12 protein-coding genes and 1 pseudogene are annotated in these 17,185 nt (G+C 48.2%); 7 read left to right on the top strand and 6 right to left on the bottom strand.

The window, feature by feature from the left end:
- The first annotated feature begins 220 nt into the window (after positions 1-220).
- Complete coding sequence (locus ACR6Z4_RS30895) at positions 221-478, top strand: hypothetical protein (RefSeq protein WP_479721197.1); 258 nt, start codon at positions 221-223, stop codon at positions 476-478.
- Between the two features lie 127 nt (positions 479-605).
- On the opposite strand, the gene ACR6Z4_RS30890 is transcribed toward ACR6Z4_RS30895, so the two are convergent.
- The 5 genes from ACR6Z4_RS30890 to ACR6Z4_RS30870 all read right to left on the bottom strand — a co-directional run bounded on the left by ACR6Z4_RS30890 (position 606) and on the right by ACR6Z4_RS30870 (position 6,425).
- On the bottom strand, positions 606-1,310 hold the full coding sequence (locus ACR6Z4_RS30890; protein WP_479721196.1) for a Uma2 family endonuclease: 705 nt from the start codon (positions 1,308-1,310) through the stop codon (positions 606-608).
- Between the two features lie 176 nt (positions 1,311-1,486).
- The gene (locus ACR6Z4_RS30885) at positions 1,487-2,959 is read right to left on the bottom strand and encodes a leucyl aminopeptidase (RefSeq protein WP_479721195.1); all 1,473 of its coding nucleotides are present in this window, start codon (positions 2,957-2,959) and stop codon (positions 1,487-1,489) included.
- 264 nt (positions 2,960-3,223) lie between these two features.
- Positions 3,224-3,946 carry a peptidylprolyl isomerase gene (locus ACR6Z4_RS30880; protein ID WP_479721194.1) on the bottom strand — a complete coding sequence of 241 codons (723 nt, stop codon included), beginning with the start codon at positions 3,944-3,946 and terminating at the stop codon, positions 3,224-3,226.
- A gap of 49 nt (positions 3,947-3,995) precedes the next feature.
- Positions 3,996-4,562 carry a photosystem I assembly protein Ycf4 gene (locus tag ACR6Z4_RS30875; RefSeq protein ID WP_479721193.1) on the bottom strand — a complete coding sequence of 189 codons (567 nt, stop codon included), beginning with the start codon at positions 4,560-4,562 and terminating at the stop codon, positions 3,996-3,998.
- A gap of 264 nt (positions 4,563-4,826) precedes the next feature.
- Entirely contained in the window at positions 4,827-6,425 is a 1,599-nt protein-coding gene (locus tag ACR6Z4_RS30870; RefSeq protein WP_479721192.1) for a WD40 repeat domain-containing protein, read from the bottom strand.
- A 279-nt stretch (positions 6,426-6,704) separates the two neighbouring features.
- Here ACR6Z4_RS30870 and ACR6Z4_RS30865 point away from each other — a divergent pair, with 279 nt between their 5' ends.
- Both ACR6Z4_RS30865 and ppsA read left to right on the top strand, forming a co-directional pair.
- Positions 6,705-7,544: a Tab2 family RNA-binding protein gene (locus ACR6Z4_RS30865; protein ID WP_479721191.1), complete on the top strand. Its 840-nt coding sequence runs from the start codon at positions 6,705-6,707 to the stop codon at positions 7,542-7,544.
- 867 nt (positions 7,545-8,411) lie between these two features.
- A complete protein-coding gene (gene ppsA, locus ACR6Z4_RS30860) occupies positions 8,412-10,922 on the top strand; it encodes a phosphoenolpyruvate synthase (RefSeq protein WP_479721190.1) in 2,511 nt (836 codons plus the stop codon).
- Between the two features lie 623 nt (positions 10,923-11,545).
- Here the strand turns inward: ppsA and ACR6Z4_RS30855 are convergent.
- Complete coding sequence (locus ACR6Z4_RS30855) at positions 11,546-12,349, bottom strand: hypothetical protein (protein WP_479721189.1); 804 nt, start codon at positions 12,347-12,349, stop codon at positions 11,546-11,548.
- Positions 12,350-12,606: 257 nt separating this feature from the next.
- On the opposite strand from ACR6Z4_RS30855, the gene ACR6Z4_RS30850 reads away from it, so the two are divergent.
- From ACR6Z4_RS30850 to priA, 4 genes and pseudogenes are all read left to right on the top strand, one after another.
- Positions 12,607-13,809 (top strand): ATP-dependent Clp protease proteolytic subunit, encoded by a 1,203-nt coding sequence (locus ACR6Z4_RS30850; protein WP_479721188.1) that lies wholly within the window; start codon positions 12,607-12,609, stop codon positions 13,807-13,809.
- A gap of 236 nt (positions 13,810-14,045) precedes the next feature.
- Positions 14,046-14,741: a hypothetical protein gene (locus ACR6Z4_RS30845; protein WP_479721187.1), complete on the top strand. Its 696-nt coding sequence runs from the start codon at positions 14,046-14,048 to the stop codon at positions 14,739-14,741.
- A gap of 451 nt (positions 14,742-15,192) precedes the next feature.
- Positions 15,193-15,429, top strand: a pseudogene (locus ACR6Z4_RS30840) (hypothetical protein); the annotation flags it as partial.
- Between the two features lie 245 nt (positions 15,430-15,674).
- Positions 15,675-17,185: replication restart helicase PriA (gene priA, locus ACR6Z4_RS30835; protein ID WP_479721186.1), on the top strand; the 1,511-nt coding region annotated here is incomplete at its 3' end.

Genomic DNA, 17,185 nt, shown 5'->3' with positions numbered 1-17,185 from the left:
CTGTTTTTTTACGGGATACAGACCCTCGCTATACTAAAAACTGCAAGCGATGCTATAAGCCATACAGATGAACACGTTTACGATTTTGGCGATCGCCATCACTTCATACAATAAGATCGAAGCATTGGTACTACGGTAAATGAACCAAGGCATTCCTACCTGAGACCTTCGGTTTAGAAAAAAGTTTGGCTAGAGCAGAAAAGCGGTTAAGGAGAGGAACATGATTTCTAATATCGAGCGACCTCTACACGTCAACTCAACCTTATCGGTTTTGCTAACCGAATTGGGTGAGGAATGCGAACGGGTGGTGTTCCTCTTGAGTCAACTCAAACTAGCAAATTTAACGGACGATCAAAAGGGCGATATTTTGGCTGAGTTAACGGGGTCGATTTGTCATCTTCATGTGCATACTGAAAATTTGCCAGAACTGATTGAAGATGAAATTTTGGCTTTACCTGATGCTGATGAAGATCCTTGAATCTGTTGTGAATCAGGGAGACGTTTTACCTCAATCTCAATAGTTGGGTAACGCTTTACAAAGCGGATCAATGTGCGATCGCCGTCTACAAGTTTGCCCGTTTAACTTGAATTTAGACCAGAGAAAATTACAGGGCTTCTGGGTCTTCTCCCAGTTCACGTAGTCGTGCAGCAAGGCGATCGCTACGGTGTTGGGCGGCTTCTTCTGCCAATAAGACTAAATTCTTTTGTGGATCAAAGAATCTGAGCCAGTGGCAGGTGCCGGTAGGGGGTTCGCGTTTGATGCGACCTTCCCAGGTACCCAACCATAGTTGTAATCGGTCACACCAGAGCCAACCTTGCTCATTGGGTTGGATGGGTTGATAGTGTTGCGATCCATCTAGATGCCAACCTTGCAATGAATCGGGGTCAGATGGATCGTAAACAAAATAGTCGGCTGTGCGAAATGTCCGTTCGTACAGATCTTTTTTAATGCTCAAATCGACTTTGGCAGTGCTGGCAGACATTAACTCGACAATAACATCGGGATAACGCCCTTCTTCTTCCCACACGACCCATCCCTGCCGTTGGCGATCGCCATCTACATCCAGGGCAACAAAAAAATCGGGTCCCCGAAAATCTCGATTCATCGCCTGAGTGCGGCTGTAGTAGACAAACATATTGCCGCCAACAAAGAAGTCTGATCGATTCTGAAAGGCTTGTAGCGTAGAGTCAATCAGAACATTCATGGCGATGCGATGGCGGTTTGTTTCCAAAGGCTTTCCGTCGTCGAAGATGAGGTCGGTAGGTGGCGGTTGGGGTTGCCAGTCTAGTAGGGTTGTGTCGTTTGCCATGCCGCTAACCTTCTCAATTGATAGGAAGGATGGTTGGGTATTAAATCAAAGCGTTGCTCTGTTCAAGTCTGCTTTGTTCAAGTCTAGTCCACCAACTTAAAAGTTTTAGAGGGGGTTTGGGGGCGCAGCCCCCAAACCCCCATGTTGCAAAATTTCGTGTTTACAACACGATTCAACTATGCCAAGACCCAATTCACCAGGGTACGGACAGCAAATCCGGTGCCGCCTGTATTGTTGTAGCCATTGTCTTTGTCTGCCCAAACGGGACCGGCAATATCCAGATGTGCCCAGGGGGTATCTTTAACAAACTGTTTTAAGAATAGTGCTGCTGTAATGGCACCACCCGCACGCGATCCGGTGTTTTTCATGTCGGCAACGACCGACTTCATGGCATCGAAGTATTTTTCTTCCATGGGCATGCGCCAGAGTTTCTCGCCCGCCGCTTCGGCAGCTTTAAGCAGGTCGGCAGCAACGGCATCATCGGGACTCCATAACCCGGCAATGTCATCCCCCAGGGCAACGACGCAGGCTCCGGTCAGGGTTGCCAGATCAACGATCGCATCGACACCTAACTTATCGGCAAATACCAGCGCATCTGCCAGGGTCAGCCGTCCTTCGGCATCGGTGTTGTTGACTTCGATCGTCTTACCGTTAGAAGCCGTCAGGATATCGCCGGGGCGCATGGCACGACCGCTAATCATGTTTTCGGTAACCGCGCTGATGAAGTGAACTTCAACATCGGGTTTGAGTTGGGCGATCGCCTTTGCCGCTCCCAGGGTTGCGGCTGCACCGCCCATGTCTGTTTTCATCATCTCGATGCCGCTACCCGACACTTTGATGTTGAGACCACCACTATCAAAGGTTAACCCTTTGCCGATAATTGCCAGTTTGCGTCGGGGGGTGTCGCTGGGTTTGTAGGTGAGGTGAATAAATTTGGGAGGCAAGTCAGAGGCTTTGGCAACACCCAAAAATGCTCCCATGCCGAGCTTTTCGCACTCGGCTTGTTCTAAAATGTCCAGCTCTAAGCCATACTCATTGGCGATCGCTTCAGCGGTTTCTGCCATGGTGATGGGGGTGACAACATTGGCTGGAGCCGCAACCAATTCTCGTGCCAAAATCACACCCAGGCAAATTTGACGTGCTCGAGCAATCGCCGCATCCTGGTCACCCAAACCAAGCAATTCGATGTACTGAATTTTTAGCTCTTTATCATCGTTTTCTGACTTAAACCGGGTGTCCTGGTGCAGCGTGAGTTCTATCCCTTCGGCGATCGCCTGGGCAATAGCAGTGGCATCGTGGGGCAATAGGGGCATACTCAACCCTAAGGTTTTGACCTTCTCGCGTTTTGCCAGACGGACGACGGCAGCGGCAGCTCGTCGCAGGGTTTCTAAGGTAAATTTGTCGGGCTGTCCCAGACCAACCACGGCAATCTTGCGAATCGGGCTATTGCTACCAACCCGCGTAACGGCGGTGCTTTCGGCTTTGCCCTTAAACTCCATTTCGCTGATGAGCTCTTGCAGTGTCCCCGAAAGTTGGGTGTCAAGGGTGACTAAGTCATCCTTTAACTCGATGCCATTTTCAAACACACCAATGACTAAACAATCGCCCGTCCATTCTAAACGGGGCGTATCCGTTCCACGCAGCTCCATATCTCAAATTGTGGGTATATGTTGGTTGACGTTTTCTTTTAACCAGTATGGCAGTCCTTCCTGATTTGTGACGCTGAACTCTACTAAAATCGCCAGCCGCACCATGTGCAACTGACGATTTTAGAGGTGTGATTCAAAGGGATGGCATTGCCCATTAATCACCAGCTTGGAGTTCTATGAGCTTGCCACAGATCCCCCTAAATCCCCCTTAAATAAGGGGGACTTCCGAACCAATTCCCCAGGCTGCTGGGAAACCGTTAGGCTTTATTGCCCACCTGGTTGAAGATTATCTAATCCAGCAATGACTCTGGCAGACTCAATGCGATCGCCTTGTTGGATCTGATCGACGACCTCCATGCCACTGGTGACGTACCCAAAGACGGCATAGCTACCATCGAGAAAATCTAAATCGGCAAGGGCAATATAAAACTGCGACGATGCCGAATCTGGCAGTTGCGATCGCGCCATGGCGACGGCTCCACGGGTATGACGCAGCTTCGGGGGGTCGCTAACACCAGCCGACTCGAAGGTAGAGCTATAAATCGGCGTGTCTGCCCCTGCGGGCTTAATTTCCAGGGGAATATAGCGAGTGGTGGACGTAGCAGGGTCAATAAATCCACCTGTCCCCAGTTGGGCGGCGGGTAGATTTGGATCGAGACTCAGCGGATCGCCCCCCTGCACCACAAAAGGAGACGGCTGCCGCACCACTCGATGAAACATCAAGCCGCTATAAACGCCGCGTTGCACCAGATCAACAAAATTGCCTGCCGTGATTGGTGCATCGGAACCATTCACCTGAATCGTAATCGGTGAACCCTTGACGACCATTTCTATCGTGGCTTCGCCATTGAGCCGCGACAGGTTAGCAAACGCATCCGTGGTCGGCGTTGGGGACGATGCAACAGTCGAAGGGGTGGTACATCCACCCAGAAAAAGTGCCCCTACCAATAAGAGCGGCACAAACCAACCATAAATTTTATTTCGCATGTTTTCAGCCACCTGTTTCAACGTAGCTTTCCCAGCAAGTCTAACGAATTCAAAGCCCTTCGAGCGGCACACTGAGAAAGCGGGCTAACTCAGCCCCTTGATTTTCTAGTTCTGATAACCCCATGGGTTGCCCCACTCGCGTCAGGGGAATATCTTTTTTGCCTTTAATGCGTAGATACAGTGCCCGCTTTGGATTCAGCCCTTCTCTAATTTCAGCGCGAATGGCTTGAATCTCATCCAGGGAATGAATAATTTCAACCCGACGGTTTTTGCCCAAAAAGCCGGAGCGGAAAATCTTGACTTGACCTGTTTTCCGATCAAATTCGTTGTAGCCACCCCCAACGTCCAGGGCAATCAGAAGCCAGAGGTAAAGGGACAGGAGGCAACCCAGAGTGCCATAAATTCCCATGACTAACCCCTGCGGCACAAAAATCAGCTGGGTAGGGTCGGAAAACGGCAGCAGGTTAATTCGCAAATAGCTAGAGATGCCAGAGAGCAAAAACCCTGTGGCTCCTAACAAAATGACGATCGCCCAAAAGTAATTGCTAAAGCGACGGGAGCCGAGTACCGTCTGGCGTAATACTTGTTGATCTGTAACGGTGGTTGTCTGAGCCATATACCAAGTTGCGGTCAAACTGTAGATTATAAGGATTTATCGAAGTCGTGAATTGAATGAGTTGCCTTTGCCGGAAGGCAGGTCGGACTCAATACGCTTTGCAGCCTAAGGTCGGTGTATCAGGGTGATGATGCTTTGTTGCACTGGCTTTGCCAGTGCAACAAAGCATCATTACAGTCTGAAACCTAACCTTACCCATACTCAATTATCAGGGGTAAGGCACCATTTGAGTTGTCAGAATTCATAGGTCTGTGTTCTGCCGGGTTAGCGCCAGACTTTGATGGTGTTATCTCTGCCGCCGCTGATCAGCGATCGCCCATCGGGGCTAAATGCCAATGAGATTACCCAATCGGTATGTCCGGTAAGGGATTGCTGCAAGATGCCGGTGTGCAGATCCCACAGGTGAATGGTCTGATCAATGGCACCACTGGCGATCGTATTGCCATCGGGGCTAATGGCAACACAGGTGACTCGGCGCGTATGCCCGATTAATGTTCGCCATAACTTGCCTGTCTGCACATCCCACACCTTAACCGTTTGATCCCAACTGCCCGTGACCAGGGTTTTGCCATCCGGACTGAGGGCGATCGCTCGTACCCCATCCCTGTGCCCTGACAGCGTTCGTAATAGTTTGCCAGTGCGCAAATTCCATAGCTTGATCGTTCGATCTTTGCTGCCGCTGATCAGCGTTTTGCCGTCGGGTGTAATTGCCACTGCCCAGACCACGTCTTTATGGGCATTTAACGTCTGCCGCAACGAACCTGTGCGTAAATCCCAGATGTTGATGACTCCATCATGTCCCCCACTGACGAGCGTCTGTTCATCGGTGCTGATCGCCACTGTCCAGATCGTGGTGGTATGTCCTTTTAAGGAATAGAGCAGGCGTAAACTGGGCACGTCCCATACGTTCACGGTTGTGTCGCTGCCAGCACTGGTGAGAATTGTTCCAGAACGGCTAATGGCGATCGCCCGAATGGTTGCAGAATGTTCTGTCAGGGTTTGTATCGGTGTTCCGGTTGCCAAATTCCATCGCGTTATCGAGCCATCATCTTGCCCACTATAAAGCGTCTGCCCATTGGGGCTAACGGCGATCGCCCAAACGGAAGCCGGATGATCGAACAGAGACCGATCTAAGCTCAACCTGGGATGCGGTACGGGACTGTGCTGGGCAGGCGGATTGAGCCAGGGCATGACCTCTGGTAAATAGTGAATTCCGAGTAAAAACGTCGTGGTAAAGCTCAGAGTCATGGCGATCAACAGGCGTAACGGGTTGATCGAGATTAGCGATGCCCACCTGGATGATGGACGCGAACGAGCAGGGGGCGGGAACGAGAGGGGCATCGGTGACAGCAGCATAGACCAGAGCTTGCTGACGTCTCGACGACTCAACTCACCCTGTTGCGGACAGCGTTGCTGTGCCGTCAGGTACACATATCGACAATGGGCATGGTCAAACTGGGTGGTGCTATCAATCGTCCAGTGTTCCAGGCAAGCTCCGGTTAAGTGCGCTGATGTAAAGTTGGTGGCATCGGCTGCCGTATAACTCAGGTCTGCATGGGTCAAATTGGCACGGCTCAAGTCAGCCTGACTGAGAATGGCATCTCTTAAATTGGTATGGCTCAAGTCGGCACCCGTGGCATAGGCACCCTGAAGATTGACTTTCGATAGGTTCGCGCCGGTCAGTGTCGCCCCAATTAAACAGGCTCGACTCAAATTGACCTGGCTGAGATTCGCTCCCCTCAAGTCCAACTCAAATAAATACGCTCGACTGAGATCCGGTTGGATCGCTGGATTTTCTTGCCTCCACCGATTCCAAACGCCGACACCCTGTTCAATCAAGCTGAGATGGAGCTGGTCTGCCACCCAAAATCCTTCCTTGCACCATGATAGAAAACTGAATTGTCTGATGACTGTTTTAGAGACTATCCGAAGCGGTGAATATTTTTAAGCTGCGATCGCAAAAAATTAACGCTTCGCATCCTGAAGCAACAACGTTCAAAAATTAATCCACCCTCAATGTCGCATCAGGGTCTTAATCCAATTGCTATGCCGTCAGGCTTTTATAGTGAGAATGGAGAAGGTGAAGCAGATGTCCATCTGATCCATCCACCCTAACGCATTTACTGTTTTAGAGCGCACCCCATGAATGTTTGGCAGGCTGACTTTTACCGTCGTCCGTTACACGATGCAACGGGCAACCCTTTGTGGGAATTAGCGGTCTGTGATCCGACGTTGCAATTTCAGTTCTATGAGTTTTGTCCTCAACCCGTCGCCACGGCTAACTGGCTGACCGAGCAACTCCGCTCTCAGGCAGAACAGGCAGGATATTTGCCCCAGGTGATTCAGGTATTTCGCCCGCAAACTGCCCATCTCATGGCATTGGCGTGTGATGCATTGGGCATCGCGTTAGAACAAACTCGACGTACCCCGGCATTAAAACAACGGCTCAAAGACCGTGCCCTGGACTATTCTGCGATGGCAAATTATACGCAACAGACCTATGACCCCATTCAGCTAGAACAACTGCCCCCTTCGCCCATGCCTGCCGATCTGTGGGGAGAACAATGGCGCTTTGGGGCGATCGCCGCTGGAGATTTAGAACTCATGATGCGGCATAAACCCATTCCGATCTGCTCGATGCCCGATGAACTCTTGCCGCTTTCGTTAAAAATTGCCTCGGCGACTGCCATTCCGGGGGTAATTATTGATGGCGGACGGCAGTCAATGCGGTTGGCACGTTGGCTTCAGTCTACGGTTCCCGCCGCACTGCGCTATGTTCCGGGTAGCCCCCACGGTTTGATTCTCGAAGCCGGACTGGTCGATCGCTGGGTCGTGGCAACGTTTGAAGACCCAGAGATGATCACGGCTGCACAGACCTATCAAACACGCTGGTCAGCCAGTCAAAAGTTACATTTCTTGCTGATCCAACCCGACGATTCGGGCATGACCTACAGCGGATTCTGGCTTTTGCAGGGAGAATAATGGCACGTTGGGCTGAAATTTGCGTAATCTTGCTGAGACTCTTCGCACACTTTGCGGATGGAGAGAGGCATTTGATTAGGCGATGATGTAAGGCATAGGAGTTGAGTAGCCAACAGCCCGGTCGTTTTGAACGCTGGGCTCTTTATTTTTTAAAGGTACCCTGAACCGTTTGGACTAAAACTTGCGCAATATTGCTGATTCTCTTAGCGCATTTTGCGGATGAAGATTGCGGTTCTGGCAAGAGAAGATAGAAGCCATAGGAGTTGAGTAGCCAACAGCCCGGTCGTCCCTGAACACTGGGCTTTTTATTTTTTAAAGGATTTTGCTCTCAAAATCTATCTGCCGCAAGATAGAGAGTGATACAGCATTCAACAGACATCGCTAGTAGACTCAATCAAAAATTTTGCAACGGGGTGCAGGGGTTCTACCCCTGCACCCCGTTGCAAAATTTAGAACCTGCAACACTAGGACGTGCGCGCCGAAGGCGCGCACGTCCTTAAAAAAAGCTACTTATTTTGTCCAGTGCTTTGCGCCTGGATAGATTACAGGTGAAGAGAGAGAGCCACGCTTTGCGTGGCTCTCTCTCTTCACCTTGCACGCTTCACGGCATTGAGACTGGCTGTAACGAGACGTTTCAAATCCAGATCCAGAGGGATTAGAAAATTTCTGTAACGATTCTCACACCTCACAAGTTCCTCACGTTTTCTCTCTACAACTATGGGTAGTGGGATCAAAACTCCAGTCGGCGATCGTTAAAAAATAGAGCCTTTCAAGCCCCACATCGCCAGCTTCAGCTTTCCCACATAGACCTCACTCAAAGTCTTGGACGGGCTTTGTGGTGGGATGTACCCATTGAGGAACCCGCATATGGTTAGTTCTACAACTCATGACCAAGCTGGTCGAACAATTGCTAGAGAAGAAATGTTTGTTTTGTGGTTTGAAGAAGTTGGGATTCAAGATATTCCCCTGGTTGGCGGTAAAAATGCTTCATTGGGAGAGATGATCCAACAACTCAGTTCTAAGGGCGTTAGCGTTCCCACTGGGTTTGCCACTACAGCTTATGCCTATCGCTATTTCATTAAAGAAGCTGGCTTGGAAGAAAGATTGCGCCAGCTTTTTGCTGATTTAGATGTAGAAGATATGAGTAACCTGCGGGAGCGGGGCAAGCAAGCGCGGTCTTTAATTCTCAATACGCCGTTCCCGAAAGACTTACAAGCGGCGATCGCGGCTGCCTACCAACGATTGTGTGAACGGTATAGTGATAAATCACAATTTTGCGATCGCTTTGATGCTGCCTATCAGGAAGAATGCGCCACCTATAGCTTAGATACAGACGTGGCTGTGCGTTCCAGTGCGACAGCAGAAGATTTGCCCGATGCTAGCTTTGCTGGACAACAGGAAACCTATCTCAACGTTCAAGGGGTAACTGGAGTTCTGGAATCATGTCATCGCTGTTTTGCCTCTCTGTTCACCGATCGCGCCATTTCCTATCGCACCATCAAGGGCTTTGACCACTTTGAAGTGGCACTCTCAGTCGGCGTGCAAAAGATGGTTCGGTCTGACTTAGCGTGCTCGGGTGTGATGTTCTCGATCGATACCGAAACCGGCTTCAAGAATGCTGCTTTGGTCACCGCTGCCTATGGGTTGGGTGAAAACGTGGTGCAAGGTGCCGTTAACCCCGATGAATACTTTGTGTTCAAGCCGACTCTGCGTCAAGGGTTCCGCCCCATTCTAGAAAAACGGTTGGGCAGCAAAGAAATCAAAATGGTATATGACCTGGGTGGCACCAAACTGACCAAAAACGTTTCTGTGCCTGTCAGCGAACGCAATAAGTTTGCCATCACCGATGATGAAATTCTGAAATTAGCAGAATGGGCGTGCATTATTGAAGACCACTATTCTGCCAGCCGGGGTCAATACACCCCCATGGACATTGAATGGGCAAAAGATGGCTTGACTAACGAACTGTTTATCGTGCAAGCCCGCCCTGAAACGGTGCAGTCGCAAAAATCAGGCAGTGTCCTGAAAAACTATAAACTCCAGGGCACAGGCGACGTCTTGATCTCAGGTCGGGCAGTCGGTGAAATGATTGGTCAGGGCAAAGCCAGGGTGATTCTGGATGTCCATAAAATCGCCGAGTTCCAGGCAGGTGAAGTATTGGTTACCAACAAGACCGACCCCGACTGGGAACCGATCATGAAAAAAGCCAGTGCGATCGTGACCAACCAGGGTGGACGCACCTGCCACGCCGCTATCATCGCCCGTGAAATGGGCATTCCGGCGATCGTTGGTTGTGGTAACGCCACAGGTCTGCTGAAAACGGGACAAGAAGTTACCATTTCCTGCGCTGAAGGTGAAGCTGGAAAGGTTTACGGCGGTCTGGTGCCGTTTGAAGTGATCGAAACCGCTCTCGATAACTTGCCGCGAACCCGCACCCAAATTTTGATGAATGTCGGCAACCCCGAAGAAGCCTTTGGCTTGTCTGCCATTCCTTGTGATGGCGTCGGTCTGGCACGCCTGGAATTTATCATTGCCAATCACATCAAAGCGCATCCTCTCGCCTTGATGCACTTCGACGAGCTAGAAGATAAAGCCGCCAAGTGGGAAATTGCTCAACTTACCACCATCTACGAAAACAAAACTGATTTCTTTGTCGATAAGTTGGCACATGGGGTCGGCATGATTGCGGCTGCTTTCTATCCCAATCCTGTTGTGGTGCGGATGTCCGACTTCAAGAGCAACGAATATGCCAACTTGCTCGGCGGTCGCGAGTTTGAGCCGAAAGAAGAAAACCCGATGATCGGCTGGCGGGGCGCTTCTCGCTACTATGACCCGAAATATGCAGAAGCCTACGGCTTGGAATGCATTGCGATGAAACGGGTGCGGGATGAAATGGGCTTGACTAACGTCATTCCGATGATTCCTTTCTGTCGTACCCCCGATGAAGGGCGGAAAGTGCTAGCCGAAATGGAAAAATATGGGCTGAAGCGGGGCGAAAACGGCTTGCAAGTCTATGTCATGTGCGAGATTCCTAGCAACGTGATTCTGGCAAACCAGTTTGCTGAAGTGTTTGATGGTTTCTCAATTGGTTCCAATGACCTGACCCAACTAACCCTGGGTTTAGATCGGGATTCTGCCCTGGTAGCGCACATCTTTGATGAACGCAATGCTGCGGTCAAAGATATGGTCAGAACCGTGATTGAACGGGCAAAAGCGACGGGACGCAAGATCGGCATTTGCGGTCAGGCTCCTAGCGACTATCCCGAATTTGCAGAATTCCTGGTAGAACTCGGAATTGATTCCATCAGCCTCAACCCCGACACCGTATTGAAGACGATGCTGGCGATCGCCGCGACCGAAGCAAAACTTGCCCAGTAATCGTCTGACGATCTCCTCTCTAGCGTTAGCAACTCGCGATCGCTTAAGAGCATGATAACAGCGGCACAAAGCCAAGGCTTTGTGCCGTTTTTTATGGCAAGAATCTGGGATTGTACAGCAGCCGAAGAGCTGGTGAGGACAGGAGTTCTACCCCTGCACCCCGTACTGATTGACCATTCAATTGCTATGGAAGTGAGATGAATCACCGCTGCTTTTGTATCGGCAAATCATGATTCATGAGATAGCGATCGGTTGATGGTAATGGCGATTCTCCCAAGGAGAGGCTACACCAACGCCATCCAACTTAACCTCACACGGCTGAATCATGGCGGATGTGGTTGCAGAGAGATAAGTAGATGTATCGTGCATTCAATAGTCCATCTGCTCACCTTCGTAAGGAATCTGGAAACATACGGAAAGATTCTTGCTAATCAGCTCAAGCAACGTGTTATGCGGAAATAATCGGCACAAGTAGTAATTTGAGATCTGAGGCAGAATTTTTCCGCCCAACTGACCCTGGTGGGATCTTAGGCAGAAAAATTCCGTCTATTAATAGTTAGCCTGCTTTGTTTCTAGGTTGAAACAGTACAGCAAGGTTATCTGTGGGATAGCAACCAGTGTACTTATTTCACAAACAAAGCAAGTATGCCAACTACCGCACTGACAAAACTAATTACGCCTACAATTGAGCTTATCACCGGATTTTCTTTGATCAGCTCAACAAAGGCTGCAAGGTAATTTCCATAAATATCTTTTCGGCTAGAGTTCGTTTTTAACGAACCATCAGCAGCACGCTCAACTATGTTGGCAAGAACATCAACTTTCCTTAAAGTAGATTGATGAAGTTTGACATATTGTTTGTTTATAAAAGCATCTGCCTCAGTCTTTCCATCTAAAAAATCTCTATGTGATATTGAGTTTTTTTCAACTAAGCTAGTCAATCGAGGGTGTTGAATATAAGCAACACCATAAATTGAAATGAGCAGTCGAGACAAATCAACTAACTTAGATTCACTAATCTCTTCAGGATTACCCTGAAGAACTTTATAGCGATGTGCGATCGCTGGAAAGCCATAATTTATATCCCTCATGTTCCAGTGCAGCCAGGTATGAGATCCATGACGGCGTGCGTAGTCATAGAATTCGTCCAACATTAGCCTTTCTAATTGGTCATAGTGCTGCTCTAAATCACTTGCTGAGTAACCTTTTCGTTCTGCCACTTGATGAATAGAAAAGGATGTAGTCTGACCAGATTCTAGATTCCGAACAGCAATAGATGTAATTCTTGGCGATGAGCCATCGGGGCGGTCATAGAAACTTTCACAGGAGTAGTGAATAACAATGACTTGATCAGCTTTACTCATCAATTCAGAGAGCTGAGCTTTTGCCTGCCGATGTTTTTGTACCTTTTTCCAAGCCTGACCCATGCAATTTACAACCTATATTTGCCATAATGCCAAGTTTAACGTAGGTTTTATAGTGATTCTTGGATTAATCAGCTTAAATGGTGTTACGGCAGCAGGCTACCATTCTGGTGCCGCGGATTGATGGAATCCTCTTGTGGAGCTGCAAAGGTATCGGCAACCGCTGACCAGAACCGTTATACAGCCTAAATCCTGAATGGAGATGCAACATAACAAGTTACGGTCTTGCGTTCATTTTTTTTAGGGTGCAAATGTAAGCCATGACTACTCAACAACCTGAAGATAAAGACCTGAATAATCAAGAAACTGCTAGAACTCAAAAGAATAGAGCTAACCCTCATCGAGCCGTCTATGTGTCCGGCACAATTGACCATGATTTGCTTAGCCGTGTTCAGCCTGAGATTCTCAGAATGCGTTATGAATCTAATGAACCTATTACTGTTTACATCAACAGTGAGGGAGGTAGCGTCGATGTAGCTCAGTTCATACGAGGCTTATTAAAAACTCCTAATCAAGAAGGGGAATCTTGCCAAATTATTACTGTTGCAACGGGTTATGCGGCTAGTGCTGCTGCTGATCTATTGGCATCAGGTGATTATGCCATCGCTTACCCAGATGCGAAGATCCTTTACCACGGCTCTGCACAAGGTGTTGCATATGGTGTAACTGCTGAACGTGCGACAACAATAGTCAACGATATTCGGAAGATAAACGAGAAGTTTGCATCCAGCTTGGCAGTGGATGTCATAAAGAGATATATACTGCGCTACGTTGGCTATCTTCAAAAAATCCAAGAGTTTAGAGCAGAGCTTTCCGATAACTTCTGCAATCAATATGCGCTTATCGATTCTCCAGAAAATACAATCGATGTGTGTGGTTTTTCTGCTTTTCTGTGGCGAAATCTCAGCTTAAGTGTTGATCGTATAGCTACAATTGCGCTTGATCTACTAAACGAACTCGTATTAGTTCAGAGACTTAAAGATGACGAATCAATCAAGCCAACCATTAATTTTTGGGATGGTGAGATTGATAAGCTATCCATTTCAAATACTTCACAAAATCAACGCCTGAAATTTGATATGTCTACCTTTCAAGCACTCCTTGTAAGTCAGTTAAGATTAGGAAAACATGACTTATTTAACGAGCCAGGCTGGCTAAAGCTTTATGATGAATTTAATTATGTAATCGAGTGCTTGATAGGAAGATATTCTAATAATGCTGTAAACATTTTAATTCAACACAAAGACATCTTTCTATTGAATCAAGACATTGAGAAAATGAATGAGTTTGAGGATGATAATGCCAAATATCAGTATTTAAATGATATTGCTCGGCAAAGGCTAGAATTAATGTGGTTTTACGTTGTAACAATCTGCCGATTACTACAGCAGGATGATTGGATATTGACACCAGCAGATGCTTATTGGCTTGGTTTAATCGATGAAGTATTAGGGGCGGTGTAGTTCGAAGAATTTGAAATATTTGATTGAGTAAAAGCAATCAAATGCTGTATAACGATCCGGTTGGGGCGGACTAACAAAGGGGCTTAGTGGGGATATGGATGTTGCTTGCAGCCGCTTAACTGGGACGTTATACCTTTGTCTCAATGCCTTAATTTTAAGGAGTTTGGATTTCTCTTGGTCTTTCTCTGTCAAGTAGAATAAAGCAGAAGTAGTTCTAAACATCTAAGTGCAGAACAATGGGAGAAAATTTCTTTTCAGTTATTTTTTATAGTTTTTATATTCTTGAAGGCAACTATATCGACTTCAGAAGAACAATCGAGAGCTATATGAAAGCTGCCAATAGCGACGAGTTTTTATGTGATAGTGAAAAGCATATTAACTTGCATATAGCTGGCGGACGCGAGATTGGTCGGCTTATCCATAACTATGTTGCTGCATGGTTGTCGCTTGTAGATCATACTCGTGTAATTCATACAAAATTGAAAGAGCATGATTCGCCTGACATTCGAGATTTTGCCAATGAATATGAACTCAGACTAGCTGAATACTTAAAAGAGACTTTCGAAAATGTGTTTGTGAAAGATTTGCGTAGATATGTGCAGCACAAGAAAGTTCCTGTACCAACTTTACACTTTAAGATGAAGCGGATAGAAAATTTATTGTCAGAGTCAGGAGAACCTCTATTTGAAGGAGGTCATTCATTTGAATTTAACTCAAAAGATATTGAAGATTTTAATTGGAGCCCAAAAACCAAAGAATATATTAAAAATAATAAATCAGTACCCATCGCTCAAATCATAGATAAGCACTTTAGTATCATGAAAGACTTTTATCTATGGATCCAGTTTCGAGACCACCAGCTACATCCCTATGCTCCACGAGAGATAACAGAAACTACGTTTGAGGATTGGAAGAAAGAATTAGGAAACTGAGGTATAACAACCTTGGTGCAGCGGATTCCTCAAATTTGCTTGCTCTGTGGGAAAGATCATGACAACCACTTCCCAGGATCATTAGACTGCCCAAAATTCATGTAGCAGTAGCAAGGTGGGCATCGTCTGAAACCTCAGCTATCTATAGCATTCAACAGCATTTCAGTTCCTCCTGCTACTCAATACCTCGATCGCCAATATATTTGATTGGCACTGAATTGCAATCGAAGATAAAGTAGAGGATAGCTTTATTGCGAGACTCTCCCATCTCTAATGCTCAGAAATAGCTTACAGCGCTTCGCGCCTGGATATGTTTAGATTTTTTGTTGTGTGCCGCGCGGAGCGCGGCACACAACAAAAAATCTGTGGCTTAAGCAATTGAAAATTGCTGTAAAAGGTGGACGTTGCTCACCCTACTCATGCGGAATGGAGCATACGGAATCTGAAATGCGATCGCCATCAACCGTTTGAGGTCTATCGGTTGGTTAATGGCAGCTATCAACTGCAAATTGGCGAACCGTTGTGGATGCCAGAGGTGGGTTTGGGGATTGGGCGATCGCAGTATCAGGATGGCGATACAGAAATAGAAGCCCTTTACTGGTACAACCAACAGGGCGATCGCTATCTCACGCCAGAAGAACAGTTAGCCCAATATCGACAACGATTTGGTGAGTTGCTCAGCGATTAAACCGCTTGAGAATTTAAGGGCAATTGTCAGAAACTCGATTACGGGTGATGTGAGAGCGCCGTGCGGCGCTCTCACATCACCTTGTTTTTCACGCCCTGAAGAATTGCTATGAGGTGTGCTGAAAAATTTGTCTTTTTGTCGAACGGGCGTTAACTGAGTAGTATTGGGTGAGAGATGGGAAATCAGATACAATTTACAAATTACCTGTTTTTTGTCAGAATTATTGTTTTAGAGAAGCCGTTGGCATGGATTCGCATTTGTCTGAATTGGCGATCGCCCCATCTGAGTTCGCGTCTGCACCTGGAGACGGAGCGCCACCCTCATCGCCGGGGTGGGTAGAGGTGCTGGTCGATTGTGCCGGGACGCAAGACCTGTATACCTATGCGATCGCAGCAGATTTAAATATCCATGTGGGCGATATTCTGTCGGTGCCGTTTGGGGCACAGCAATTAGGAGCGGTTGCTGTGCGGTTGCTGGATGCGATGCCGACGAACTTAGACCCTGACTCCATCCGTCCGGTCGCAGAAGTGGTCAGCCGCGACTTTTTTCCTGCTGATTATTGGACGATGTTGCACCAGGTTGCTGATTACTATTGCACCCCCTTAATGCAGGTGTTGCGGGTGGCATTACCGCCCGGATTATTAGGGCGATCGCAACGGCGCATTCGGCTCAAACCCGATGCCATTCCTCCCGGTGCTGAGTTGTTTTTGCATACCACTGCCCAACAGTTGTTGGCACAGTTGCGATCGCAAAAACAGGGCGATTATACCTGGCAGTATTTACAACGGCAAGTGCGGGGAGCCAGTCGCGGCTTACGCGATTTATTGCAACGAGGCTGGGTCGAAAGCTATTTAGAACCCCCAGCACCTGTACGACCCAAGTTACGGCAAGCGGTCAGTCTCACCGAACCGGCTGAACCCACCCAGCCCAGCCCCCGCCAACAAGAAATTTTAGCCGTCTTAACCAAACATGGCGGCGAGATGTGGGTGCAGGACGTGTTACAAATCTGCCGCACCAGCTCGTCGTTGCTCAAAAGCCTGGAGCAAAAAGGTTGGGTCGTGTTACAGTCGCGCGAAGTTCTGCGCCACGAAGCCGAGGCAAGCACCCAGCCCGATCGCCCTAAAGCGTTAACAACCGATCAACACACTGCCTTAACGGCGATCGCCAACCTTCAGGGTTATCAGCCTGTGTTATTGCATGGCATCACAGGTTCTGGCAAAACCGAAATTTATCTTCAGGCGATCGCCCCGCTGCTGCAACGGGGACAGTCTGCCCTGGTCTTGGTTCCCGAAATTGGGCTGACGCCCCAACTGACCGATCGCTTTCGGGCACGCTTTGGCAGTCGGGTGCAGGTCTACCACAGTGCCTTATCTGAAGGCGAACGCTACGACACCTGGCGACAAATGCTGCGGGGTGAACCGCAAGTCGTAATTGGCACCCGGTCTGCCATTTTTAGTCCCCTGCCTCATTTAGGCATCATTATTTTAGATGAAGAACACGACAGCAGCTTTAAGCAAGACCAACCTGCGCCGTGCTATCATGCCCGAACTCTTGCCCAATGGCGCGCCAGCCTAGCCCAATGTCCTCTGATCTTAGGATCCGCCACCCCTTCTTTAGAATCGTGGGTAATGGCAGGGTCAGGCGTCACGCAACCCAAATCAGATCGTGATTGTAGACGGACAGCGATCGCCCAACTAAACGTCCAACCAAACGCCCAACCCAACGCCCAATCAAACGTTCAACTAAACGAGCACCG

The sequence above is a fragment of the Calyptranema fuscum S582 genome, assembly GCF_055793305.1.
Note: the sequence above shows the minus strand (reverse complement) of the source record. Positions and strands in the feature narration are given on the sequence as shown.